This window comes from Enterococcus camelliae, assembly GCF_042685105.1.
In the GTDB taxonomy this organism is placed as follows: Bacteria; Bacillota; Bacilli; order Lactobacillales; family Enterococcaceae; genus Enterococcus_G; species Enterococcus_G camelliae.
The window spans coordinates 1-25,186 of record NZ_JBHUMO010000059.1 but is presented as its reverse complement, the minus strand read 5'-3'; the positions used below and the strand labels follow the sequence as shown (position 1 = coordinate 25,186).

The window sequence follows — 25,186 nt, the reverse complement described above, 5'->3', positions numbered from 1 at the left end:
AGTCAAAAGAAAGGGAGGCAAAATAGAACATGTCACAGACACCATTTGAAAAAGTTCAAGCATTTCATCAAAAATTTGATGCACCAGGAAGTCAAATACCGCAGGCTTTTCAAGCCGAACAGATGTTGAACCGCGCAGGATTTAAAATAGAGGAGATCGTTGAATTGCTTTATGCAACAGCGAATAATCAACCTGAGGTATTCGAATCATTGGTTGATGGCCTTCATCAAAAAATCGATGAAGCGGTTCAAAAGATTCAAACCAAACATCAACCGGTTGAAGATGTACTGGTTGGACAGGTGGATGCTTTAATTGATTTACTGTATTTTACCTATGGATCGTTTGTCCTCATGGGTGTCAACCCAGAACCGCTCTTTGCAATTGTTCATGATGCAAATATGGGGAAAATGTTTCCTGATGGTCAACCTCATTATGATGAAAAGACACATAAAATTTTAAAACCAAGTGGTTGGGAGGAGCAATACGCCCCAGAACCACGGATAAAAGCGGAATTAAATCGCCAACGTATGCAAAAAGAGGAAGAATAATACAGGAGGTATCGCATGAATTTAGTGAATTTTCGAGATTTAGGTGGGGTAAAAACAAAAGAAGACAAAGTCATCAAACCCAATCGTCTTTTGCGCTCAGGAGAATTGGTGCAACTAGACGAAGAAGGGAAAAAAGTTTTAGCTCAACATCAACTGACAAAAGTGATTGATTTGCGTAGTGAAGACGAACTGGAAAAACGGCCAGATGATGCGCTACACACCATTGATTACCAATGGATTGATATTATGAAAGATGTCAAAGAAAATGCCAGTATGGATGCATTGTTGCAAGCAGGAGAATTAGAAGCTGTCGATCGTCACATGAAGCAGATTTATACCAATTTAGTGATGAATGAAGGAGCTCAAAGAGGATATCGCCAATACTTTGAGCAATTGCTCGCAACAGAAACCGGGGGCGTGTTGTTCCATTGCTTTGCTGGCAAGGATCGTACAGGAATGGCGACTGTCTATGCGTTAGAATTATTAGGAATTTCCCGTGACGCGATTTATCAAGATTATTTGCAAACAAATATCCAGCGGGCAAAACCAAATGAGAGCATGTTTGCTGAGTTGGCGAAACAAGGAGCGACCAAACAGCAAATTGCAGGTGTCAAAATTGCGATGGAAGTATCGGCCAGTTATTTGGATCACGCGTATCAATTGATTGAAACGAAATATGGCAGTATGCAAGAGTATGCGAAGGAAGCGTTGCTACTAAGTACTCAAGATCAAAAAGACTTGCAAGCTTTGTATTTGGATTAGTAAAATCAAAAGGAGAAAAACGATGGGATGGCAAGACTTTCAAGATGACTATAATCAACCTGATAAACGTTGGCACAAGGGTCCGTTGAATCTTCTGACCGATGTTCCTGGGATTACTGTCGGACATCAAACGGTACGGCTTGGCAAGGTTCAAACTGGTGTGACAGTGATTCAACCTGCAACAGGCAATGTATTTCGTGAAAAATTACCTGCAGCTATGCATGTAATCAATGGTTTTGGAAAAAGCACTGGTTTTATGCAGGTGGAAGAACTCGGAACACTGGAGACACCGATTGTATTGACGAATACGTTGGCTGTCGGAACGGCTTATCAAGCGCTGGTACGGCGCTTGTTAGCAGAAAATCCAGAAATCGGGATCTCTACGGGAACGGTCAATCCAATTGTTATGGAATGCAATGATGGGCAAATCAATGCCATTCGAACACTATCAGTAACGGAAGAAACGATTCAGCAAGCATTTGCAGCTTGTACCGAAACATTTGCGGAAGGTGCTGTTGGCGCTGGGACTGGCATGTGCTGTTATGATTTAAAAGGTGGGATTGGTTCAGCATCTAGGCAAATTACCTTCGATGGTCAGACCTTTACGATGGGGGCATTGGTGCTTTCAAATTTTGGTTCGCTAGAAGATTTGGTTATTAATCATCGTGCTATTGGCAAAGAATTAAAAAAAGTCATTCAGGCAGAAAAAAAAGTAGAAAAAGGCAGTATTATCACTATTCTAGCAACTGATTTGCCTTTAGATGTAAGGCAATTAAAGCGACTTGCCAAACGGACGAGCGTCGGGATTACTCGAACGGGCTCGTTTATTGGCAATGGAAGTGGGGAAGTTAGTTTGGCCTTCTCTACGGCAAATCGGGTGGCACATTTTGCCGAATCTGCATGGTCAATGCGAACCGTTCTTGCTGAAAACCTCATGGACGATTGCTTTCGAATGACGGTTTCTGTTGTAGAAGAGGCCGTGGTGAGTTCTTTAATGCATGCACAATCGACGTGTGATATCCATGGTAAAACAGTCTATTCACTGAGCGATGCACTTGCACGTCTGTAAGAATCACAAAAAAGAGTCTAACTCACTTTGTTGGTTTCATCAGAAAACAAAGGAGAGACTCTTTTTTCGTGGAGATAGTTACTTAGAAAGATTATAATAATTTTCGATGCCAGCAAGGATGGCGTCTGCCACCATTTGTCGATAGTTGGCGGTATTCATAATTGCAAGGTCATTGTCGTTGTTTAAATAACCCAATTCCAATAGAATACCCGGGACGAATGTGTTTCGTAGGACCATATAGTTGGCGACTTGAACTCCTCGATCTGACAATGAATTGTTTGCAGCTAGTTGAGTATGAATAGTATTGGCGAACGCTTCGGAATGGTCATAGTAATAATAGGTCGTATAGCCCTCTGCTTGGTTGGCATAATCATAATTATCGTAATGAAAACTAATGAATAAATTGGCATTGGCATTATTGGTTATTTCAGCAACGTTGGCCAGACGCGTGTACTCACTATCTTTTGTCCGTGTCATGATTACATTGATACCGGCCACTTCCAGTGTTTTTTTAACCGTTTTCGCCGTTGCAAGTGTTAGGGTCTTTTCATAAATCGTTTCCGTGTTATCCAATGATCCGACATCATCGCCACCATGTCCTGGATCTAAAACAACGGTCAATTCATCTAACGAGTTGATGGTAGTTTGTACTTTATAAGTTGCCTTTTTTCCATGCTCTTTTTCAATGTATCCAACTAAATTGTCTGGTGTTTTTATTTTATAGAATGCCCCTTCTGTTCCATGATAATCTGACCATACGCCATCGTATGTTTGACCAATGACTGTACTTGAAGTTGAAGCCGTTTCATAAATTGGCACAGAGTAGTCAGCATCCGTAGCTGTGTTTACATCCAAATTGCTTGTATCCACTGTTGCCTGAACATAGGGCGTTTTCGTAAATGTTCTTTTGATTATTTTTTTGGGGGCAACAGTCGTCATCGTTGTTTGTTGCGTGTCGGTAGAACGATTATTTAGTTTATGGACTACTACGAAACCAACAATGCCTAGAATGAGGATGAGTTGCAATCGTCTGCGGTATTTCTTTTTTAATCTACGTCGTTTTTTCTTCACAAAGTTTCCTCTTTTTTTCTCTTATTCTATAAGAAAAGCTTGAAATTTATTTGAAGATTTCCTTAGCATTTTTTGAACACCGTGATATCTAAATAGTATAGCAAGAAAACAAAAAAAATCGTAGCATTGTTTATCCGATTGTTAAAAATATGGTAGATTAAAGAGTGTGCAAAATACGATAAGGAGTAGGTACATGAGAAATATAAAATTAATCATTGAATATGATGGAACCAGATACCAAGGGTGGCAACGATTAGGGGACTCGGATAAAACCATACAAGGGAAATTAGAGAAGATTGTCAGTCAACTAACGGGAGAAACCACTGAGTTGATCGGATCTGGTCGAACCGATGCAGGAACACACGCACGCGGTCAGGTCGCCAATTTTAAAACAAATTGCAATAAATCGTTGGCAGAGATGCATCATTTCTTTTTGACGTACTTGCCAAAAGACATTGTAGTGACCAGTATTGACGAGGTACCAGAACGTTTCCATGCAAGATACAATGCGGTGAGTAAGCAATATAGTTATTATGTACGACACGCAGAGCTTCCTTCTGCGTTCAATCGCAACTATCATTTTTATGTAGCAGAACCGCTTGATTGGGAGGCTATGACAGAAGCTTGTCTAAGATTAACGGGCACACATGATTTTCTTGGTTTTTCCGCTTTAAAGAAGTCTAAAAAATCAACCGTTCGAACGATTGAGTCCATCGAGATGGAAAAAGAAGAAGCGATGATTCGCTTTGTGTTCCGAGGCGATGGTTTTTTATACAAAATGGTGCGGATTATGATGGGAACGATCTTAGCAGTGGGGAAGGGGGAAATGACCGTCAATCAGATTGACGATATTTTTCAAGCCAAAATTCGCCAGGCGGCAGGGGAAACTGTACCTGCTCAAGGGTTGTTTTTAGATGGCGTCTTTTATGAAAAAAACTGAACTTTTAAATAAATACGAAAGGAGTCTTTTATGTCAAAACTACCAAATTGTCCAATGTGTAACAGTGAATACGCGTATGAAGATCGCGGCTTATTGATTTGTCCAGAGTGTGCTCATGAATGGGTTGCTGGTGAAGAACAGAAGGTTGAAGAGGGATTAGTTGTCCTTGATCGCAATGGTGCCCGTTTAGCTGATGGAGATAATGTTATCGTGATCAAAGATTTAAAAGTGAAGGGCGCAAGTGGTTCCATCAAACAGGGGACAAAGGTGAAAGCCATTCGTCTCGTTGAGGGAGACCATCAAATTGATTGCAAAGTAGATGGCTTCGGCGCGATGAAACTAAAAGCAGAATTTGTCAAAAAAGCAGATGCCTAGTGATGACTAGCTTGCAAAGCCGATAACTAAAAACCTATCCATTCATAACAAGTGCGTATCGTTCTTCGTCAAGAAACGATTTGAAAGAACGCAATAGTATGAATGAATAGGTTTTTTATCGATTATTCTCCCCAGTAAGCCTGGGCAATTTTTTGTCCTTGGTTAATTTTTTGCCATTGTTGTTCTTGGGTCAACTCATTCCCGCAATCACAAGAGGCAAACCCGCATTGATGAGAAAGATACAGACGTTCTTTTGGTAAAATGGTGCTGGCTTTATCCAATAATGCAACAACGCGTGTTTCATCATCTAATGTATTTGTTTTGCTTGAAAGAAGACCTAGAACAACTGAAACATCTGGACGATCTTTTAAGACTTCCAATGCAGAAATGTCGCCAGCTCGATCATCATCCCATTCTAAAAAGAAACGGTCGTAATGTTGATCACGTAAAAATTTTTCAGCAATTGCTGCATAGGAACCACCTGCAGCGTGACGGCTTTGGTAGTTTCCGCGACAATTATGCGTCCAAACATGCAAGCCTAATTTATGGCCATAATCTGCAATTTCATTATTGATTGCTACAAATTCGTCAGCTAAGTCTTCTAATCCACCATTACCCTCAGCAAAAAAACTGGAGTCGTTATCTTCAGCAAAAAGCTCCCATAAACAATCATCAAATTGAATAATCTTTCCGCCGGCTGCTTGATAATCATCTAAAAATTCTTTGTATGCCTGAAGAAGACCTTCTTTTAAGGCTTCCTTTGTCTTGTAAACTTGATCTTCGCCATATAGTCCATCAAAGATTGCTAGTTCAGTGAAGGCATGCGCTGCTCCCCAAACAGTTAGTTTCACTTCGGTATCCCCAGCTTGTTCTTGTAGTTCTTTGAAAATGGTTAAGAAGTGATGGTCTTTTCCCGAAAGTGGTGCCGTAATTCGAATACCAATATCTTTACGGGTTTCAAAATGCCCACCATCTAGATCTTTAAAGCTATAACCTTGATCTGCAATATAACGTTCAATACCTGCAAATCCCCATAGGAAATCCAAATGCCACATCGATTTTGAATATTCACCATCAGTTAAGACCGTGATTCCTTGATTTTTTTGCTCTTCAATCACATTTTTAATTGCAGCTTCCTCAGTTTCTTTGTATCCAGGGAAAGAATCATAAAATGGATAGCGGATATCTTCGCGTTGTTCAATTTGTTCTTTGTAAGTTAATAAATCATTTGAGCGTAATAACGATCCTACTAATTGGAAACGGTCTGTTTTTGTCATTTGAGTACCTCCTATTATTTCGTGATACGATAGGCTCATTGTAACAAGAATTTTATTTTTGCGATAATAGCTATTTATTTGGTCATGTAATAGTTTTAAACTATTACATAAAAACTTGTAGCAAAGCTGTTATTATCAATTAAAAAATATAAATGAAAAAAATCCGTAGATAAAGAATAATATTCATAGATTTTTCTTATTTTTCTTGACTTAAAATTGTTTTAAGATAATAATTATTATTGAAAGGCACAATAGTATTGTACCTAGAAATAAAAAATTAGGAGGAATGAACAATGTCATTAGTTGGAAAACCAGTGGAAGAATTTCAAGCACATGCTTATCGTAATGGAGATTTTGTAGAAGTAAGTTCGGAAGATTTAAAAGGTCAATGGAGTCTTTTTTGTTTTTATCCTGCTGATTTTACCTTTGTATGTCCGACAGAATTAGAAGATTTACAAGAACAATATGAAACATTGAAAGGATTAGGCGTGGAAGTGTATTCTGTTTCAACCGATACGCATTTTACGCATAAAGCTTGGCATGATCATTCAGATGCGATTGGAAAAATAACCTATACAATGATTGGTGATCCAAACCACCATATTTCTCGTATTTTTGATGTTTTAGATGAAGAAGCTGGTGCTGCTCAACGTGGGACATTTTTAATTGATCCAGATGGCGTGATTCAAACAGTTGAAATTAATGCTGATGGTATCGGTCGAAATGCAGCGCATTACATTGATAAGGTAAAAGCTGCCGAATACGTTCGGACACATCCAGGAGAAGTTTGTCCGGCAAAATGGAAAGAAGGATCTGAAACATTAAAACCAAGCTTAGATTTAGTAGGGAAAATTTAAGGAGGGTCTCTCATGAGTTTAGATCAAGAGATTAAAGGCCAATTGCAACAATACCTTGCATTGTTAGAAAATAATGTGGTGTTTACGGCCAGCTTTGATGCGAGTGAGCATTCAAAGGAAGTTCAAGCCTTCTTGGAAGAGATTGTTTCAATGTCTGACAAGCTTTCATTGCAAACAGAAAAATTGCACTATACGCCGAGCTTTCAAATAGACGCAGAAAACGATTCTTCTGGCATCGTATTTGCTGGGGTGCCACTAGGACATGAATTCACTTCATTTGTCTTGGCTTTGTTACAAGTGGGTGGACGTGCACCGAAAATAGATGAGGCAACTGCGAAACGGATTAAAAATATCGAGCAAGAATTTCATTTTGAAACATTTGTTAGTCTGACTTGCCATAACTGTCCAGATGTTGTCCAAGCACTAAATATTATGAGTGTATTGAACCCATCTATTTCGCATACGATGATTGAAGGTGGCATGTTCAAGGACATAGTTGAAGAAAAAGGGGTTATGGCCGTACCAACAGTCTTTTTAGATGGTAAGGAATTCGCAAGTGGCCGCATGTCCATTGAACAAATATTGGATAAATTACCAATCGAAGCGGAAGTTGAAGATGATTTGTCAACGCGAGAACCATATGATGTACTTGTTGTTGGTGCTGGACCAGCTGGCGTGAGTGCTGCGATTTATGCTGCGCGTAAAGGAATCCGCACGGGAATCATTGCCGAACGATTTGGTGGTCAGGTTTTGGAAACAGTAGGAATTGAAAACTTGATTGGCACTCCTTATACAGAAGGAGAAAAATTAGCCCAAGCGTTAGAAATTCATGCCAAGGAATATCCAATTGATATCATCAAAGCAAGAAAAGTTGCTTCTTTATCAGTGGAAGGTGACATGCATGTCGTGACGTTAGACAATGGTGCGACATTAAAAGCAAAGGCATTGATTATTGCTACGGGTGCAAGATGGCGTAATGTCAATGTTCCTGGTGAATCCGAATTCAAAAATAAAGGCGTTGCCTATTGTCCACATTGCGATGGACCTTTGTTTGTAGGCAAAGACGTTGCAGTTATCGGTGGAGGAAATTCAGGAATCGAAGCGGCCATTGACTTGGCAGGTTTGACGAAACATGTCACTGTCATTGAATTTTTACCAGAATTAAAAGCTGACGAAGTGCTTCAAAAACGATTGGCGACACTAACGAATGTGACAGTCATTAAAAATGCTCAAACAATGGAAATTTTAGGTGATAAAAAAGTAACGAGCTTAACTTATAAAGATCGCGCAACGGAAGAAATTCATGGCGTGGATTTGGCAGGTGTTTTTGTCCAAATCGGACTCGTACCAAATACCGAATTTTTGGATGAACGGTTTGCCAAAACAAAAATGGGCGAAATTGAAGTCGATAAGCGTGGTCAAACAAGTGTCCCAGGGATTTTTGCAGCAGGAGATTGCACCGACAGTGCCTACAAACAAATTATTATCTCGATGGGATCAGGAGCTACCGCAGCATTAGGTGCATTTGATTATTTGATTCGCCATTAAAGAACGTAGGAAGGAAGAGTGCATACTTGCCTCTTCCTTTTTTGATGGTGTTAGTAGATATTTCAGAAAATGATTGTTGTCTTTTTCATTACCTGATATGATAGAAAAAAGTTCATTTACTAAGGAGTAGATGCAATGCAAAATCGAACAAAAGGAATCATAACAGGTGTCAGCTCTTATATTCTCTGGGGTGTGTTAGGGTTATATTGGTCACTGCTAAAAGAAGTGACAGCTCTTGATATTTTGGGGTATCGCTTTATTTTTTCTCTAGTTTTTATGGCGGTTATTTTGTCTTTTCAGAAACAGTGGACATCTTTTTTTGTGAGTGTCAAAACATTATGGCAATCAGGAAAAATTATTTGGGTCATTTTAAGTTCCCTTTTCATTGCCTTAAATTGGGGAACCTATATTTATATGGTTGGACATGGTCAAGCCACTGAAGCAAGCTTAGGGTATTATATTATGCCATTATTGAACGTGGTCGTGGCGGTGTTTTTTTTCCGGGAACCACTAACAAAGACAAGCGTTCTGGCTGTTTTGTTTGCGACAATTGGCGTGGTATTATTAACGATTCAGACAGGTTCGATTCCTTTCAATACGATGATTGTGGCATTTGCCTTCTGTTTTTACGGTGTTCTAAAAAAACAAATTGCACTACCAGCTAGTTTTTCGCTAACGTTAGAAACGATGGTCTGTTTTCCGTTGGCGGTGGGGTATTTCTTTTTCTCAAAGACACCCTCTCTCTTCTCTTATGATGGGTTAACGATTTCCTTACTCGTATTGAGTGGAGTCATTACAGCTGTTCCTTTGCTGTTATTTACAGTTGCCGCAAAATCATTGGATTTTTTGACTTTGAGTTTTATTCAATACATTAATCCAACAATTCAGTTATTGATAGCAGTGTTTTTTTTCCGCGAAGCATTCGATCCTCATAAATTGATTGTTTTTGTTTTTATCTGGATAGGCATTGCGATTTTTACCATTGGCAGTATTCACAGCTACCGACAAGCTATTTTTTATAAAAAATAGTTTGTCGTTTTTTTTATGAGCATGCTATTGTAGAAATAAAAAGGAGGGAAGGCTGATGGGAAAACGAGTCTACGTTTTGGCACCAGATTCATTTAAAGAAAGTATGACGGCACAAGAGGCTTGCCAGGCGATGGCAGTCGGGATTCGGCGTGTGCAACCAGATGCGACGATTCTTCAGGTTCCTATGGCAGATGGGGGTGAAGGGACGATGGCTGTTTTGGTAGAGGCACAACAAGGACGCTATCAGTCAATGATGGTTCACGGTCCTTTAGAAAATCAAATGGTTCAGGCTTCTTATGGCATCATAAATAATGGCGAGACGGCTATTATCGAAATGGCTCAAGCAAGTGGTCTGGGACTCGTTCCAAAAGAGAAGCGACAGCCGTTGGATACGTCGTCTTATGGAACAGGGGAGTTATTCATGGACGCTCTCGCCAAAGGAGTAAAAACAATCGTACTGACATTAGGTGGAAGTGCCACGAACGACGCGGGTGCAGGAATGTTGCAAGCACTAGGAGGAAAACTAATGCGTCGAGATGGACAACCCATCTCTTGGGGAAATGCTGGACTTTCAGAATTGGCTCACCTTGATTTGATTGAAGTCAAAAGGCTACTGGCAAATAAAACCATTTTGCTAGTGAGCGATGTTAACAATCCTCTTCTAGGTAAAACAGGAGCAACCGCGGTATTTGCAAAACAAAAGGGTGCAGTTGCAGCCGATTACACTCGCTTAGAAGAAAATATGAAACGTTTCGTAGCATTATTGGAAAAGAAGGAGAAAAAAGAATTCCATACCATTCCTGGATCCGGGGCCGCTGGTGGACTAGCACTACCACTCCTGGCACTAGGCAACGCCACCTTTGTATCGGGTGTGCAGTATGTAGCAGAAAAAGTAAAGTTAAGTGCGGCTATTCAAACGGCTGATTGGGTATTTACTGGTGAGGGGGGCATTGATTTCCAAACCAAATTTGGTAAAACTCCGTATGGTGTCGCTCAAGTGGCTCGTCAATATCATAAACCAACCATTGCATTTGCTGGGAAAATTGGATTGGGCATCGATCCACTTTACGCTGAAGGGTTTGATGCTATCTTCGGAATCCTCGGACAAACGGGTTCGCTGGATAAAGCATTGAGCTCTGGACCAGAGAACTTGGCTCGCACAGTTGAGAATGTCGTACGCTTGTTACAAATTTCGCAAAAAGGATGAAAAATAGCTATATTAAAAAAATAAGAGGTGATATAATTTTTGTAAGCGATTTATATTAGTGAGAGATGGGGAAAGAATGAACGAATTGTATGCGCATTATGATGAAAAAACGGGGAAAAAACAACGACTGATCGATCATTTAGAGAATGTAGCAAACGATGCTGCACAAATGGCAAATAAAATTGGTCAAAAAGATATTTTATTTTTAATTGGTCTATACCATGATCTAGGTAAAGCAGATCATTTGTTTCAAGAGATGATGTTAAAACAAACAGGAAAGCATGTGAACCATTCTTCAGCTGGTGCCACGTATCTTAGTCAAAGAATAGCCGGTATTCTAAATGAACATGAACCAAAAAAAGAGGGAAGATATAAACAATCATTTATTGAGGTGATTTGCTACGTTATTACGGCTCATCATGGTTTGTACGATATACCAATTGATTTAAACGAGTGTGAAAATAATCAAATGTACAAGCGTCTTAAATATAATTTATATGATAAAGAGTATTCTTTTCAACCAGATGTTGTAAAGTTTGGTGGCCGGTTGGAAAATGAAATTATTCAGAAATATTATTCTTCTTTTGGTCAATTGGTCATTGACTCATTTCACAATTTTTGTCAGTTGTGGAAGAAAATTGAAAGTGAGAACCTTGAGGAAAATGCTTTTTATTTAGGGTTAATTGTTCGTTTATACCTATCATTCCTGAAAAATGCAGATATCAAAGATACAGTAAATGCCTATGACATTGTTTTAAAGTCTACAGAAAAGGAAGAGTATTCGAGGTTAATAGACAAATACGTTGAGAAAACTGAAGAAAAGTATGCAAGCTTTACAGATTCATCATCAAAACTGAATCAAATAAGAACTGAAATTTCTCAAACAATATTAGAAAGAAGTATGAAAGATGAAACTGGTATCTATCGATTGAATTTACCAACTGGTGCTGGAAAAACGTTACTAAGTATGCGGTACGGATTTCATCAAATGAAAGAAAATAACAAAAAAAGGTTTATATACATTGCACCCTATCTATCAATTTTAGAACAAAATGCCCTAGAAATTAAGACATTAGTAGGTTATGAAGGAGTACTTGAGCACCATTCAAACGTTATCAATCCAAGTGACTCTGAGGAACATGATGGATTTTCTGAAATAACAAAGAATTATCTCATAGACACGTGGGATAGCCCAATAGTTCTTAGTACAATGGTTCAATTTTTTCAAACATTATTTAAAGGAAAATCAGATAACATTCGTCGTTTTTCTCAATTGGTAGATAGTGTCATTATTTTAGATGAAGTTCAGGCATTGCCTATCGAAGTAACTACCTTATTTAACTTGACGATGAATTTTCTTAAACTAGCAATGAATACAACTGTGGTTTTATGTACAGCTACACAACCAGTTTATTCTTCGGAAAATTTACGACATCGATTATTGTATGGAAATAGTAACGGAGGCAACAGTGAATTGATTCATATGACAATGAAGCAACGAGAGATTTTTGAAAGAACTGAAATTTCAAAATTAAGAGAAGATAACGGCGAAGTAGACATTCAAGCTATTTTTGAAGATATAGAAGCGCATAAAGAACAATCAATCCTCGTTATTTTAAATACCAAGAAAGCCGTTAGTAATTTATATGAACTGGCTTCTTCATTACCGAGATCAGTTTTCCACTTATCAACTAATATGTGTGCCCAACATCGCCTAGATATTATCAAAACTATCAGAGAAAGAATAGGAGATGAGCCTTTGATTTGTATAAGTACGCAGTTGATTGAAGCAGGTGTCGACTTAGATTTTGATTATGTTATTCGTTCTTATGCAGGGATTGATTCAATTGTTCAAGCAGCGGGGCGATGCAATCGTGAAGGCACCAAGCCTAAGGGGTACGTTAAGTTAGTCAATTTAGCCCAATCAGAAGAATCCTTGATCCATCTACCAGCGATTAAAAAAAAGAAAGAAATAACAGAACAGATTATAAAAATGAAGCAATCACCAATTGCAATCGTTGAATTAAATGATGAATTTTTTGAACGATATTATTCTAATACCAAGGCAGAGGATTTTGATTATCCAACTGAGAAAGATGGACCGACTGTCTTTAATTATTTATCAAAAAATGACAAGGAATTTGTTGTACACAAGTCTATTTTGAAACAATCTTTTAAAACAGCTGCACATAAAATGAATCTAATCCAAGATGAATCACAAGGTGTATTGGTTTATTACGATGATGGCATAGGAAAACAAGCGATTGATGCATTGATTGAACAAATAATTGAATTTGAGGAATCTTATGATATCCAAATTCTCTATGACATTAAAGAAAAATTAAAAAGCTTACAGCCATACACGGTAAACCTTAGAAGGGGTAACGCTTATGAACAAGCAGTGACTGCTTATCTTGATGGAAGTATCCGTATTTTACAGGAAGATTTTTATGATGCAAAGGTTGGTATAATCTCGGTAGAGTTTTTGATGGAATAAAAAAATATTATGAGCGTTGATGATTAACTCATAATATTCTTTCACTAATATATAACATAATTTCAATCCGCATAGTGTTCACTATGAAAGTAAATTATATCATATTTTCATCAATTTTCCTAAATACATTTTTTTGACATTTACCGTTAACAATTGTATTATAAAGTAAATATTTTAATATATAACATAGAAAGGATGAAAATGAAGCTAAAATTGAAATGTACACTTTCGATTGAACTGAAATTTCAACTGAAACTTAAAGCGTTAATCAAATGTCTAATTGATTAGGTTGAAAAAAAGCCCATTTCAAATTGATTTAAATGGGCTGTGACGTTCACTTGGAATGTGTTAGAAATTTTCAATGGCTTTATGAGTAAATTGGTGGTGATTGAAACGAAACGATTCATCAAAAGAACATAGAAAAGGATGGGAGAGAATGGAAAAATCAAAGAATTTTTATGTTCGTCTAAAAGGAAGCTATGCATTATTTACAAATGGATCAACCAAAGGAGGAGGAGAAAAATTTTCATATTCGGTGCCAACTAGACAAGCGCTTAATGGAATCGTAGACGCAATTTACTACAAACCAACTTTCCGAAATATTGTTACAGAAGTAAAAGTAATTCGGCCAGTTCAAACTGAGGTTATTGGGACACGGGCACTAATTGGTGGAAACAAGGCGGATTTGAATTATGTTTCCTATCTGACAGATGTTGAGTATTTAGTGAAATATCATTTTGAATGGAATGAAGGACGATCTGATTTGATTATCGATAGAAATAGAAAAAAACATGAGGCAATTATGGATCGTTCATTAGATCGAGGTGGTAGAAGAGATATTTTTTTAGGAACAAGAGAATGTGTAGGCCTTGTGGAAAAAATTACCGAAGAGGAATATCTAAATGCTACCAGTTTTTATGATGATCAAATTCTTTCTTTCGGAATCATGTTTCATTCATTTAATTATGGTGAAAGCAAAGATGAAGCACTAAAGAGTTATTATACTGAAACGATAATGAAAGATGGCGTTATTCAATTTAAACCGCAAATTGAGTGTGAAATTGTTAATACCTTGACCACTTACAAATTCAAGGAAACGACTGAGATAAAATCTGTTGATAAAGAGCTAGATGAATATCAACAAATGGAAGAGAGGTGATTGTCTTGGATTTTATGACAGCATTGCTACATGCATATGAAAATGCAGAAAAAATGGGTTTAGTGGATAATCAAGACTCGAATAGTACTTTATTATTGCCGCTATACCATACAAATTTAAAATCCAATGGAATGAATATTATTCACGCATCATTAAGTAAAGATGGAACGCTAATAAAAGCAGATTTTGTTCCAAATGGTGAATTTATTGTATTTCCTGTGACGCAGGATTCTATTGCGAGATCTGGAAAAAATCCTCCCAGTCATCCTTTAGTTGATAAAATTTCTTATCTATCTCCACTAGGAGGAGAGTTGCATACTTTATATAAAAATACGTTTCGACAATGGTTAGCATATGACAATCCAGAACAAGTGCAACAATTTCTTGAAACAATTCAAAATTTTTTGGTTAAGAAAGATATGTTACAAGAGCTAACTTCTGCTATTTTTGGTAAAACTTTAGTCTCTGTTGATGATTTTGTTATTAATTTCAAAGAATTATCAGATAAAGGAAAACAATCTGATAAAAAAGTGGATTTATCGTCAGTATTCCTGACATTTTCTGTAGAAGAGTTCATAGGCTATAAAAATATGAGCGTCACGGAATATAAAGCATTACATCAAGCATATATTGATTATGTTGAATCTCTCGATCTTCCTAGAGGAATTTGCAATATAAGTGGGGAAGAACAACAATTAACAACTAAACATCGGGGCTTGATGGGCAATGCAAAACTGATTTCAGTCAGTAATAATATTGAAACGTACAAAGGAAGATTTTCCTCTGGTGAAGATATTATCAAAATTGGTTATCGAACGTCAGAAAAAATCCACCTGATGTTGAAGTATCTTTTAGAAAATACAAATAGTCATAAGTGGTTGGGTGGACAACAAAATTTAATCAATTGGTTCAGTGATGATATTGAGAATAAAACAAATCTTGATTTTACTAGTCCATTTGGCATTGATTTTGATGAACAAGAGTCAGAACAAGCCGTTGTTTCTATCGCCAATAAAGTAATTTCGGACTCGTTCATTCGAGGAGAGGTAGCTTTTTCTAACAGCTCAAAATATTACATTGCGATTGTTGACAAAGCAAGCAATGGTCGAATATCCCTTAAATTTTTTAGAGAGTTAGAATCGTCTAAGTTACTGGATAATTTAGAATTTTGGCAAACTAGTAATCAATGGGAATATTATGATCAACAATACAGTAAAATGCGTTTACGCGTACCTTCTATGAGGCAAATGATTGCCGCTGCATATGGGATTGAACGCAATGGCATGTTAGAGGTAGATAATGATAATTTTCAAAAGGATCAATTCCAGAAATTAGTCATTAGTTTAATTGATGGACAACGTGTACCTGCCAATATTACTAAATCTTTAGAATCAAATGTAAAGAATCGCTTGCATTACCAAAAAACATGGAAACAGTTATTATTTGTAACCTTAGGATTACTTCACAATAGAAATGGAGAGGAGTTAAAACCAATGCTAGATAAGCAAAACATGAATCGTTCATATTTATTTGGAAGACTATTGGCAATTTTCGACCGTTTGGAGTCGGCAGCATTTAACAAGAATGATGATAAACGAGTAACAAATGCACAAAAATTTTGGACGAGTTACACAAATCATCCTGCAAGTACAATGCAAATTCTTTTGGAAAAAACAAAGTACTATGAACGAACACTACTGCAATCGAAACCTGGATTGAAAGTCAAACTTGAAAGAGAGAAAGAAGAAGTCATTAATGCAATTTCAACAAATTATTTAGACTCAAAAGAATTGAATCGATCTTTAGATTATCATTTTATTTTTGGCTACTATGCGGAAGAAAAGTTTATTTATTCAAAAACAATAAATGAAAGTGAGGAATAGAATATGTTAGAACATAAAATTGATTTTATTGTCACAGTAGAGGTACAAAATGCCAACCCCAATGGAGATCCATTAGCTGGAAACATGCCTAGAACAGATTCAAATGGTTATGGAATGATTAGTGATGTGGCAATTAAGCGGAAAATTCGTAATCGAATGCAAGACGAAGGTCATGAAATCTTTGTAAAATCCCGAGATCGTTCAGATGATGGCTATCTTTCCTTACAAAAAAGATATTCAAGTGTTTTTGGCACTAAAGCGACTGATGAAGAAGTAGAGAAGGGAGCCAGCGAACATTGGTTGGATGTGCGATCATTTGGTCAAGTAATTACATTCGATAAAAAATCCATCGGAATACGCGGACCAATCTCAATAAGTATTGCAAAATCATTGCAGCCAATTGAAATATCAAGTATGCAGATTACACGTAGTACAAATGGAATGGAACCAAAGAATGAATCAGGCAGATCCTCTGATACAATGGGAACAAAGCATTTTGTTGAACATGGAGTATATGTAATTTATGGATCAGTGAATGCTTATTTTGCTGAAAAAACTGGCTTTAATAAGGATGATTTGCAAGTATTCAAACAATCACTTTTATCACTTTTCACAAATGATGCTTCTTCAGCTCGACCTGAAGGATCTATGGCAGTGAGAGATGTTTTTTGGTTTGAACATAATAACAAGTTGGGTAATGTTTCAAGTGCCAAGATTAGAGATTTGTTTGAATGGTCGGAACCAACAACAGATATTCCAAATTATGAAGATTATAAGATTCATTTAAATGAAAAAAATGTAGCTGAATACACCAAGCAAGGGTTAAACGTTGAATATCTAATTGGCCTGTAGTTATGACATATGTAGAAGATGAGTATTTGATGCTTTCAGGTATACAACACTTTTATTTTTGCAAAAGACAATGGGGGCTCATCCATATTGATCAGCAATGGGATGAAAATGAGTACACTGTGGAAGGTCAGCTTTTACATAAAAAAGCTGACAATCCCTTTGTTAAGGAAAAGAGGAAAGATTTCTTTATATCTAGAGCGATGCATGTATCTTCTGAAAAGCTGGGATTAAATGGCATTTTGGATGTTGTTGAATTTTATAAAGATGATCAAGGTGTCAGGATTCTCAAAAAAAGAGGAAAATGGCGACCGGCTATTGTTGAGTATAAACGAGGTAAAAAGAAAAGTGATCATCGTGATATAATTCAATTAGTTGCTGAAGTAATCTGTCTTGAAGAAAAATTGAAATGTAAGATAGATGAAAGCTATCTCTATTATTTGAGTACCAACACGAAAATAAAAGTTGAGATAAGTGATACATTAAGGGAAGAAGTGTGTAGCTATGCTAAACAAATGCATGACTACTATGAAAAAAAACAAGTACCTGGGGCTGAATATTTTAAAAACTGTTTAAAGTGTTCATTATATGATATATGTTTACCTCGATTGAGTAAAAAACCACGTAGCATTGAGAATTATATGCAACATGCTATTACGGAAGAAGGAATAGTATGAGAAAATTGCTTAATACCCTATACATTACTCAAGAAAACTATTACGTAACTCGAGAAAGAGATAATATTGTTATTAAAGAAGATGGGAAGGTAATTAAACGTTTTCCTTATCGTATTTTAGAGGGGATTATTTGCTTTTCTTATCTCGGAGTATCTCCTTCTGCGATTCAATTATGTACTGAACAGAATATATCTTTATCTTTCCATACACCACAAGGAAAATTTTGTGGAAGATTTATAGGAACAACTAATGGAAATGTGTTGTTAAGAAGAGAGCAGTATCGAATTGCGGATCGAGAGGATCAGTCGTTAGAATATGCTAAAAGAAGTATTACCGCTAAGATATCTAATTCACGAAAATATATATTGCGATTTCATCGTGATCACAAAGATGTTATCAATCATGAAAAGTTTATAACGGTAGAAAATGAACTATCTCGAAGCATTCAACTGGTGAATTCTGTGACTGAAAAAGATAGTTTACGTGGAGTAGAAGGCAATGCGGCAACTAGTTATTTCCAAGTATTTGATGATTTTATTCTCTCAGATAAAGAAACTTTCAAATTTAAAGGAAGAAGCAAGCGACCTCCTTTGACTACTGTTAATGCATTACTATCATTTGGTTACAGTATGCTAACTTATGAATGTCAGTCGGCTCTGGAATCAATAGGATTAGATAGCTATGTGGGTTATTTTCATACAGATCGACCAGGAAGAGCAAGTCTTGCATTAGATTTGGTTGAAGAATTCCGTAGTTATTTAGTGGATCAGTTTGTTTTTTCTTTAATTAACCGAAGACAAATCTCGGATAAACATTTTGAGTTTAAGGAAAACGGTAGTGTCATGTTAAACGAGAAGGGTAGAAGTATTTTTTTAGAGGCTTGGCAAAAACGAAAATATACTGAAATAGTGCATCCTTTTATTAATGAAAAAGTTAAACTTATGTTACTTCCATATGTTCAAGCACAATTGCTAGCTAAGGCAATTAGAGGTGACCTACCTTCATATCCTCCATTTATGACTTGAGGTGATAAAAAATGATGGTTTTAGTTACGTATGATGTAAATACTGAATCAAAGGAGGGACGCAAGAGACTGAGGCAGGTAGCTAAATTATGTGTTGATTACGGTCAGAGGGTTCAGAATAGTGTTTTTGAGTGTTCTGTTACTCCAGCGGATTTTGTTGAGTTAAAATTTAAATTGGGCAATATTATAAACAACGATCTCGATAGCCTTCGATTCTATCTGCTGGGGAAAAACTGGCAAAAACGTGTCGAACAAATTGGACGAAACGATACGTATGATCCAGATAAAGATGTACTGCTTTTATAGAAAACATTTCAAACGCGAACCTTCGTTGAACAGAAAAATGGAGTCTGGTTCGCGGAAATTCATGTTATATTTATATGAAATACGATACTTTTTTGTCATTATTAAGAAGCAAAAAAGTAAGCGTAATGTGTCAAATTGTGCAGTGATGCGCAGTCGCTCTCTTCGGGAGAGCGTGGATTGAAATTCTCATAACTCTTGACGGTGAGTGGATATCCATGTCGCTCTCTTCGGGAGAGCGTGGATTGAAATCATCCGAAATGTTGTTAGTTATAACAGTATTCTCGTCGCTCTCTTCGGGAGAGCGTGGATTGAAATTATAATCTCCGTAAGAGAATTGATCAATAAATTGGTCGCTCTCTTCGGGAGAGCGTGGATTGAAATTATGATGACAGGAACGTCTAAAGGATTTGAAATTGTCGCTCTCTTCGGGAGAGCGTGGATTGAAATTATGGCTTCGTCGTTTTCGTCGTATATCGCTCCGTGTCGCTCTCTTCGGGAGAGCGTGGATTGAAATTTTTTTAACCGCATCTGCTAAAGAGGTTGACCTGGTCGCTCTCTTCGGGAGAGCGTGGATTGAAATCGTCGCTCCCGTGAGGCACTCGCACCTTGATTGTTGTCGCTCTCTTCGGGAGAGCGTGGATTGAAATTATAAATCGCGGGCATGGTGTGGTTAAATCCGGAGTCGCTCTCTTCGGGAGAGCGTGGATTGAAATGCCTGTTCCTGTGCCCAGCTTGATAAGCTGAGTGGTCGCTCTCTTCGGGAGAGCGTGGATTGAAATTTGCTTCAAGGGCTGAGTCAGCTAAACAGTGGTGGTCGCTCTCTTCGGGAGAGCGTGGATTGAAATTATAAATCGCGGGCATGGTGTGGTTAAATCCGGATGTCGCTCTCTTCGGGAGAGCGTGGATTGAAATAATTGCCCACAAACTCATCACTCCCCTACGATATTGTCGCTCTCTTCGGGAGAGCGTGGATTGAAATCAATTGGGATTGGAACAGCCAAAAAAGGAGGTAAGTCGCTCTCTTCGGGAGAGCGTGGATTGAAATAAAGATAGTTGTAACTAACTCTTTCATAGCCTCTGTCGCTCTCTTCGGGAGAGCGTGGATTGAAATTTCTCGACTTCGTCAGCTAACTTGCCACTAGATGTGTCGCTCTCTTCGGGAGAGCGTGGATTGAAATTGCACGGTCTTTTTCCGACAACATTAGCTTCTCGTCGCTCTCTTCGGGAGAGCGTGGATTGAAATTGCTTGCTCCTGATAGTCCGTGCCCAAAGTTTCTGTCGCTCTCTTCGGGAGAGCGTGGATTGAAATCAATTCAGTTACACAACCAAGAAACGCAAAAAGCGTCGCTCTCTTCGGGAGAGCGTGGATTGAAATGATGTTTGATATGGATAAGCACATGAGCGATACGTCGCTCTCTTCGGGAGAGCGTGGATTGAAATCGTTTCCATGAGTTTACCTGATGCGGAAGATCTAGTCGCTCTCTTCGGGAGAGCGTGGATTGAAATGTCCATTTAACACCTGTAACAGCAGAGCCGATAATGTCGCTCTCTTCGGGAGAGCGTGGATTGAAATAACGTAGCATATCCTGCCGCTAAGCCAATCAATAAGTCGCTCTCTTCGGGAGAGCGTGGATTGAAATTAAATCGTTAATGGCAACTGTAGCACTAGCAGTAGTCGCTCTCTTCGGGAGAGCGTGGATTGAAATTCTTGCGTAGTTACGGCTTAGATACTCATTACTATGTCGCTCTCTTCGGGAGAGCGTGGATTGAAATATTCTCGCCGCTTGCGTTATACCTACTGCCATTAGGTCGCTCTCTTCGGGAGAGCGTGGATTGAAATTAGTTCTAAAAAAGCAATTCGTTGTTGCATTTCTGTCGCTCTCTTCGGGAGAGCGTGGATTGAAATTTTTACAAGAGAATACCGTCCCAAATCTTGTGGAGTCGCTCTCTTCGGGAGAGCGTGGATTGAAATAATAGGCGTGGTACCCTTTTGGTACCCTCTTTTTAGTCGCTCTCTTCGGGAGAGCGTGGATTGAAATGCTAACTCGTACAGATAATATCGTCCATCTTTAAGTCGCTCTCTTCGGGAGAGCGTGGATTGAAATCGTAATCGGTATGTCCAAATATTCCAAAATTTCAGTCGCTCTCTTCGGGAGAGCGTGGATTGAAATTTTTTTACTCTCCTCCTCATCTTCGGCCATAATTGTCGCTCTCTTCGGGAGAGCGTGGATTGAAATATATCCCCAACTTGTATACCAAATTTCGCCAACCGTCGCTCTCTTCGGGAGAGCGTGGATTGAAATTCCGAGGGATTCAGTCAACATCAGTCATCCAAAAGTCGCTCTCTTCGGGAGAGCGTGGATTGAAATGGTATAAAAGAACTACAACAATTACCTGGTGAATCAGTCGCTCTCTTCGGGAGAGCGTGGATTGAAATAAGAAATTGCCAATGAGCTTGTTGAAACATTGGAAGTCGCTCTCTTCGGGAGAGCGTGGATTGAAATTTTATCCACCAGACTATCCAGACGGTTCATCTTAGTCGCTCTCTTCGGGAGAGCGTGGATTGAAATTGGCACACTTTTAAAACGAAAGTGTGCCACCCTTGTCGCTCTCTTCGGGAGAGCGTGGATTGAAATAAAAAATTAAACTCAATTGGCAAACGATTGGAAATGTCGCTCTCTTCGGGAGAGCGTGGATTGAAATATTGTATCATCTAAATAACTTGGGCTATCTGATTGTCGCTCTCTTCGGGAGAGCGTGGATTGAAATCGCTTCAAATGGAGAAATTGGGCGTTTTACCACCGTCGCTCTCTTCGGGAGAGCGTGGATTGAAATTTGAAATTTTAAAAAAACGATGCGCGTAACTCCCTGTCGCTCTCTTCGGGAGAGCGTGGATTGAAATTAAATTATCAAGTCCATGTAGTTGACAAATAACCGTCGCTCTCTTCGGGAGAGCGTGGATTGAAATAAAAAATTATCAATAATCTTTATAATTCAGGTGCGTCGCTCTCTTCGGGAGAGCGTGGATTGAAATTGATTTTTATAAACCCTGATTCAACGTTTAATGAGTCGCTCTCTTCGGGAGAGCGTGGATTGAAATTGATTTTTATAAACCCTGATTCAACGTTTAATGAGTCGCTCTCTTCGGGAGAGCGTGGATTGAAATATGAAATTGTAACTGAAAAAATTTTCGTTGGCTTTACGTCGCTCTCTTCGGGAGAGCGTGGATTGAAATAATTGGAAATGATGTTGATAAATTAGTTGCTCGTGTGTCGCTCTCTTCGGGAGAGCGTGGATTGAAATACAAGACTGGGAATTGTGTTATGCACCTACTTGGGTCGCTCTCTTCGGGAGAGCGTGGATTGAAATAAAAACTGTGTTATCAACAATCACAAAAACGTGACCGTCGCTCTCTTCGGGAGAGCGTGGATTGAAATTCTTTACTATTCTTACCTAACCTATCCTTACCTAGTCGCTCTCTTCGGGAGAGCGTGGATTGAAATGTTTTCGTCTGATTTGTAATTTTTTGGGTAAACCGCGTCGCTCTCTTCGGGAGAGCGTGGATTGAAATTATGTCCATTAAACAAATTCCTAGTGCAGTTTCGTGTCGCTCTCTTCGGGAGAGCGTGGATTGAAATATACAATCCTGTTGACGCCAATCCACTTACTGCACGTCGCTCTCTTCGGGAGAGCGTGGATTGAAATCATTTTGGACTTTGCAGGAGATATTTTAGACTTTGTCGCTCTCTTCGGGAGAGCGTGGATTGAAATGAATTATATAGTGCCGAAAGAAAATCAAATATGCGTCGCTCTCTTCGGGAGAGCGTGGATTGAAATTGTGAATCCTTCAAAGATTAACTGGTCATGCAAGTCGCTCTCTTCGGGAGAGCGTGGATTGAAATCGAAACGTATACCTTATATATTTTCATGACGGTTTGTCGCTCTCTTCGGGAGAGCGTGGATTGAAATTCTGCGGTTTGCTCCTTGCGCAAGTTGTAAATTAGTCGCTCTCTTCAGAAGAGCGTGGATTTAAATTGATGAACGGCTGTTCCAAACAAAATAGTTCTTTGTCGCTCTCTTCGAGAGAGTGTGGATTGAAATTGTGATTACAGACGACTACAGATTAATTGCAAAAAAGTCGCTCTCTCCAGGAGAGCGTGGATTGAAAGTTTTAGAGCTATCTTGAATCGAATGCTATCCAAATGAATCGGTTGTTGTTGAATTGAAATGTTTTCCGTTTTATTTCACAATAAAAATGATTAAAAAGGTGGAAATAAGTATGATAGTGGTGTTTATTGTATGCGCGATTAGTGGAGTAAGTCTGTTCCTCTTTTCGTTAAGTATGCTAGACAGAGTTCGCTTGCGGCGGAAAATTAGAACACAATGGGGAAAGGAAATTCCTACGAATCGCTTTGATTCAGAAGAAAGCTTGTCTGAAACGTTCCATGCGGATAATACGGATATGGATGCCGTGAGTGAAATTGATGATTGGACTTGGGATGATTTGAATGGCTATGAAATTTTTGAAAAAATCAATCATACTTATTCAAGTATTGGGGCGGAAATGCTGTATACAACACTAAGACGCTTTCAATTTACTAGTCAACATCTTGAAAAATTAGAACGGAATGTGACCTTTTTTCAAGAGAATCCGGCAGTTCGTGAAAAATGTGAATATGCTTTTGCTTCTTTAGGTAAGCAGGCAAATAATTTTGTTTTGTCTTATTTGCAAGAAGGAAAGCAAAAAGAAATAGGATCATTGAAATTATTTTTATTTTTGGGCTGTCTCCCTTTAGGAGGGTTACTTGTTAGCTTTTTTTCACCCAAAGTAGGTCTTTTATTTTTTATTGGATCAATTTGTTTGAATATTTTTATCTATATGCAGAAAAAGGCGAAGATAGAAGTTGAATTGACGGCTATGTCATATTTAGTACGAATGTTAAGTACAGCAAAGCGACTAACGATCTTTGAACATCCTTATCAGAAAGACTTGATTGGTACCTTGAAGCCAGTTCAAAGTATTTTGAAGCTGGGCTTTTGTTTTCGCGTAAAAAGCAACACAGAAGCAGAGTTGATTATGGAATATCTAAATAGCATGTTTTTAGTTCCGTTGATAGCTTATCAGTTGGTTTTGACTAAAGTTCATCATCATCGCCAAGAGATGGTGACTATCCGGAAAATGATTGGTGAGATGGAAACAGCTCTTTCTGTCTTGAATTTTCGTTTAGTGAATCCTGATTATTGCATACCTAATCTTTCTGGAAATAAGATTCATTTTGAAGCCACCAATCTCTACCATCCATTGGTTGACAATCCTGTAAAGAATCCAGTTTCTTGGAGCAAAAATACCTTAGTAACGGGGTCAAATTCATCAGGAAAATCGACATATGTTAAAGCCATTGCGGTGAATGCGATGTTGGCACAAACGATCCATACGGTTATGGCAGATCAATGTCAACTAAGTTATGGTCATATTTACTCGTCCATGGCTGTGAATGATGATTTATTAGCCAATGAAAGTTACTTTATCGCAGAAATAAAATCAATCAAACGCGTGCTGGATAGAGTAATGAGATACGAGCCCTGTTATTGTTTTATCGATGAAATATTGCGTGGAACCAATACCGTTGAACGTATCGCTGCTTCAGCGAGTATCGTCAATTGGCTTGCAAGTTATCCTTCATTGGCATTTGTGGCAACGCATGACAATGAATTAACGACTATTTTAGAAAAAAGTTGTGAAAATCTTCATTTCAGTGAGGTCGTCACACAAAAGGAAGGAATCTCCTTTGATTATCGAGTCAAAAACGGACCGACTAAATCGAGAAATGCCTTACGCTTACTTGAGGTGATGCATTACCCAGAAACAATCATTCAAAAAGCACAACAAGAAGCGGTCTTTTTCGACAAAGAAAAACAATGGGCAACGTATCAATAAAAAAAATCAAAGAACTCCTCTTTGCTTTCTCTCAATTTGGGAGCTAGCAAAGGGGAGCTTTTTTACTTAATGTCTACTGAACAAATAGCGCATCTCTAAAAGTCATTTTGAATACAGCTAATTGTTTCCAAAAATAAAATTTTTGCTTTTTTTCAAAAAAAGTGTGCAGA

General features: G+C 38.1%; 19 protein-coding genes and 1 CRISPR repeat array. Of the genes, 17 read left to right on the top strand and 2 right to left on the bottom strand.

Annotated elements, in window-relative coordinates; genetic code table 11:
* Positions 1 to 29 precede the first annotated feature (29 nt).
* From ACFSR0_RS10235 to ACFSR0_RS10225, 3 genes are read left to right on the top strand one after another with little or no spacing between them, the layout of a single operon-like run.
* Entirely contained in the window at positions 30 to 548 is a 519-nt protein-coding gene (locus ACFSR0_RS10235) for a pyrophosphohydrolase domain-containing protein (RefSeq protein WP_379982473.1), read from the top strand.
* Positions 549 to 563: 15 nt separating this feature from the next.
* Entirely contained in the window at positions 564 to 1,310 is a 747-nt protein-coding gene (locus ACFSR0_RS10230) for a tyrosine-protein phosphatase (protein ID WP_379982471.1), read from the top strand.
* Positions 1,311 to 1,332: 22 nt separating this feature from the next.
* A complete protein-coding gene (locus ACFSR0_RS10225) occupies positions 1,333 to 2,379 on the top strand; it encodes a P1 family peptidase (protein WP_379982469.1) in 1,047 nt (348 codons plus the stop codon).
* Positions 2,380 to 2,457: 78 nt separating this feature from the next.
* Here the strand turns inward: ACFSR0_RS10225 and ACFSR0_RS10220 are convergent, their stop codons facing one another.
* Positions 2,458 to 3,450, bottom strand: coding sequence for an N-acetylmuramoyl-L-alanine amidase (locus tag ACFSR0_RS10220; protein WP_379982467.1), 993 nt, complete (start codon positions 3,448 to 3,450; stop codon positions 2,458 to 2,460).
* Between the two features lie 193 nt (positions 3,451 to 3,643).
* Between ACFSR0_RS10220 and truA the strand changes: the two genes are divergently transcribed.
* Positions 3,644 to 4,390, top strand: a complete 747-nt coding sequence (gene truA, locus ACFSR0_RS10215; protein ID WP_379982465.1) for a tRNA pseudouridine(38-40) synthase TruA — start codon at positions 3,644 to 3,646, stop codon at positions 4,388 to 4,390.
* A gap of 30 nt (positions 4,391 to 4,420) precedes the next feature.
* Positions 4,421 to 4,765: a zinc ribbon domain-containing protein YjdM gene (locus tag ACFSR0_RS10210; RefSeq protein ID WP_379982463.1), complete on the top strand. Its 345-nt coding sequence runs from the start codon at positions 4,421 to 4,423 to the stop codon at positions 4,763 to 4,765.
* Between the two features lie 122 nt (positions 4,766 to 4,887).
* Here the strand turns inward: ACFSR0_RS10210 and ACFSR0_RS10205 are convergent, their stop codons facing one another.
* On the bottom strand, positions 4,888 to 6,042 hold the full coding sequence (locus tag ACFSR0_RS10205; RefSeq protein ID WP_379982461.1) for a cobalamin-independent methionine synthase II family protein: 1,155 nt from the start codon (positions 6,040 to 6,042) through the stop codon (positions 4,888 to 4,890).
* A gap of 293 nt (positions 6,043 to 6,335) precedes the next feature.
* On the opposite strand from ACFSR0_RS10205, the gene ahpC reads away from it, so the two are divergent.
* The 12 genes from ahpC (at position 6,336) to ACFSR0_RS10145 (ending at position 25,016) form a co-directional block, all read left to right on the top strand.
* Positions 6,336 to 6,899, top strand: coding sequence for an alkyl hydroperoxide reductase subunit C (ahpC, locus tag ACFSR0_RS10200; protein WP_007209007.1), 564 nt, complete (start codon positions 6,336 to 6,338; stop codon positions 6,897 to 6,899).
* A gap of 12 nt (positions 6,900 to 6,911) precedes the next feature.
* Positions 6,912 to 8,447: an alkyl hydroperoxide reductase subunit F gene (gene ahpF / locus ACFSR0_RS10195; protein WP_379982459.1), complete on the top strand. Its 1,536-nt coding sequence runs from the start codon at positions 6,912 to 6,914 to the stop codon at positions 8,445 to 8,447.
* A 135-nt stretch (positions 8,448 to 8,582) separates the two neighbouring features.
* The gene (gene rarD / locus ACFSR0_RS10190) at positions 8,583 to 9,476 is read left to right on the top strand and encodes an EamA family transporter RarD (protein ID WP_251854919.1); all 894 of its coding nucleotides are present in this window, start codon (positions 8,583 to 8,585) and stop codon (positions 9,474 to 9,476) included.
* Between the two features lie 55 nt (positions 9,477 to 9,531).
* Complete coding sequence (locus ACFSR0_RS10185) at positions 9,532 to 10,683, top strand: glycerate kinase (protein WP_379982456.1); 1,152 nt, start codon at positions 9,532 to 9,534, stop codon at positions 10,681 to 10,683.
* A gap of 76 nt (positions 10,684 to 10,759) precedes the next feature.
* On the top strand, positions 10,760 to 13,180 hold the full coding sequence (gene cas3, locus ACFSR0_RS10180) for a CRISPR-associated helicase Cas3' (protein ID WP_379982454.1): 2,421 nt from the start codon (positions 10,760 to 10,762) through the stop codon (positions 13,178 to 13,180).
* A gap of 436 nt (positions 13,181 to 13,616) precedes the next feature.
* A complete protein-coding gene (gene cas5c, locus ACFSR0_RS10175; protein ID WP_379982452.1) occupies positions 13,617 to 14,339 on the top strand; it encodes a type I-C CRISPR-associated protein Cas5c in 723 nt (240 codons plus the stop codon).
* 14 nt (positions 14,340 to 14,353) lie between these two features.
* On the top strand, positions 14,354 to 16,222 hold the full coding sequence (gene cas8c, locus ACFSR0_RS10170; protein WP_379982505.1) for a type I-C CRISPR-associated protein Cas8c/Csd1: 1,869 nt from the start codon (positions 14,354 to 14,356) through the stop codon (positions 16,220 to 16,222).
* A gap of 3 nt (positions 16,223 to 16,225) precedes the next feature.
* On the top strand, positions 16,226 to 17,074 hold the full coding sequence (gene cas7c / locus ACFSR0_RS10165; protein ID WP_379982450.1) for a type I-C CRISPR-associated protein Cas7/Csd2: 849 nt from the start codon (positions 16,226 to 16,228) through the stop codon (positions 17,072 to 17,074).
* A gap of 2 nt (positions 17,075 to 17,076) precedes the next feature.
* Positions 17,077 to 17,748 carry a CRISPR-associated protein Cas4 gene (cas4, locus tag ACFSR0_RS10160; protein ID WP_379982448.1) on the top strand — a complete coding sequence of 224 codons (672 nt, stop codon included), beginning with the start codon at positions 17,077 to 17,079 and terminating at the stop codon, positions 17,746 to 17,748.
* Positions 17,745 to 18,773, top strand: coding sequence for a type I-C CRISPR-associated endonuclease Cas1c (cas1c, locus tag ACFSR0_RS10155; protein WP_251851095.1), 1,029 nt, complete (start codon positions 17,745 to 17,747; stop codon positions 18,771 to 18,773). Before cas4 ends, cas1c begins: the two co-directional genes overlap by 4 nt.
* An 11-nt stretch (positions 18,774 to 18,784) precedes the next feature.
* Positions 18,785 to 19,078 (top strand): CRISPR-associated endonuclease Cas2, encoded by a 294-nt coding sequence (cas2, locus tag ACFSR0_RS10150; RefSeq protein ID WP_379982445.1) that lies wholly within the window; start codon positions 18,785 to 18,787, stop codon positions 19,076 to 19,078.
* A gap of 152 nt (positions 19,079 to 19,230) precedes the next feature.
* Positions 19,231 to 23,247: a CRISPR direct-repeat array (repeat unit 32 nt; unit sequence GTCGCTCTCTTCGGGAGAGCGTGGATTGAAAT).
* Between the two features lie 110 nt (positions 23,248 to 23,357).
* Positions 23,358 to 25,016: a MutS-related protein gene (locus ACFSR0_RS10145; protein WP_379982443.1), complete on the top strand. Its 1,659-nt coding sequence runs from the start codon at positions 23,358 to 23,360 to the stop codon at positions 25,014 to 25,016.
* Positions 25,017 to 25,186: the final 170 nt, after the last annotated feature.

Excerpts from the sequence above, each read along its gene's own strand:
- ACFSR0_RS10235 (WP_379982473.1), top strand. The coding sequence starts at position 30 with ATGTCACAGACACCATTTGAAAAAGTTCAAGCATTTCATCAAAAATTT.
- ACFSR0_RS10230 (WP_379982471.1), top strand. The coding sequence starts at position 564 with ATGAATTTAGTGAATTTTCGAGATTTAGGTGGGGTAAAAACAAAAGAA.
- ACFSR0_RS10225 (WP_379982469.1), top strand. The coding sequence starts at position 1,333 with ATGGGATGGCAAGACTTTCAAGATGACTATAATCAACCTGATAAACGT.
- truA (WP_379982465.1), top strand. The coding sequence starts at position 3,644 with ATGAGAAATATAAAATTAATCATTGAATATGATGGAACCAGATACCAA.
- ACFSR0_RS10210 (WP_379982463.1), top strand. The coding sequence starts at position 4,421 with ATGTCAAAACTACCAAATTGTCCAATGTGTAACAGTGAATACGCGTAT.
- ACFSR0_RS10205 (WP_379982461.1), bottom strand. The coding sequence starts at position 6,042 with ATGACAAAAACAGACCGTTTCCAATTAGTAGGATCGTTATTACGCTCA.
- ahpC (WP_007209007.1), top strand. The coding sequence starts at position 6,336 with ATGTCATTAGTTGGAAAACCAGTGGAAGAATTTCAAGCACATGCTTAT.
- ahpF (WP_379982459.1), top strand. The coding sequence starts at position 6,912 with ATGAGTTTAGATCAAGAGATTAAAGGCCAATTGCAACAATACCTTGCA.
- rarD (WP_251854919.1), top strand. The coding sequence starts at position 8,583 with ATGCAAAATCGAACAAAAGGAATCATAACAGGTGTCAGCTCTTATATT.
- ACFSR0_RS10185 (WP_379982456.1), top strand. The coding sequence starts at position 9,532 with ATGGGAAAACGAGTCTACGTTTTGGCACCAGATTCATTTAAAGAAAGT.
- cas3 (WP_379982454.1), top strand. The coding sequence starts at position 10,760 with ATGAACGAATTGTATGCGCATTATGATGAAAAAACGGGGAAAAAACAA.
- cas5c (WP_379982452.1), top strand. The coding sequence starts at position 13,617 with ATGGAAAAATCAAAGAATTTTTATGTTCGTCTAAAAGGAAGCTATGCA.
- cas8c (WP_379982505.1), top strand. The coding sequence starts at position 14,354 with ATGACAGCATTGCTACATGCATATGAAAATGCAGAAAAAATGGGTTTA.
- cas7c (WP_379982450.1), top strand. The coding sequence starts at position 16,226 with ATGTTAGAACATAAAATTGATTTTATTGTCACAGTAGAGGTACAAAAT.
- cas4 (WP_379982448.1), top strand. The coding sequence starts at position 17,077 with ATGACATATGTAGAAGATGAGTATTTGATGCTTTCAGGTATACAACAC.
- cas1c (WP_251851095.1), top strand. The coding sequence starts at position 17,745 with ATGAGAAAATTGCTTAATACCCTATACATTACTCAAGAAAACTATTAC.
- cas2 (WP_379982445.1), top strand. The coding sequence starts at position 18,785 with ATGATGGTTTTAGTTACGTATGATGTAAATACTGAATCAAAGGAGGGA.
- ACFSR0_RS10145 (WP_379982443.1), top strand. The coding sequence starts at position 23,358 with ATGATAGTGGTGTTTATTGTATGCGCGATTAGTGGAGTAAGTCTGTTC.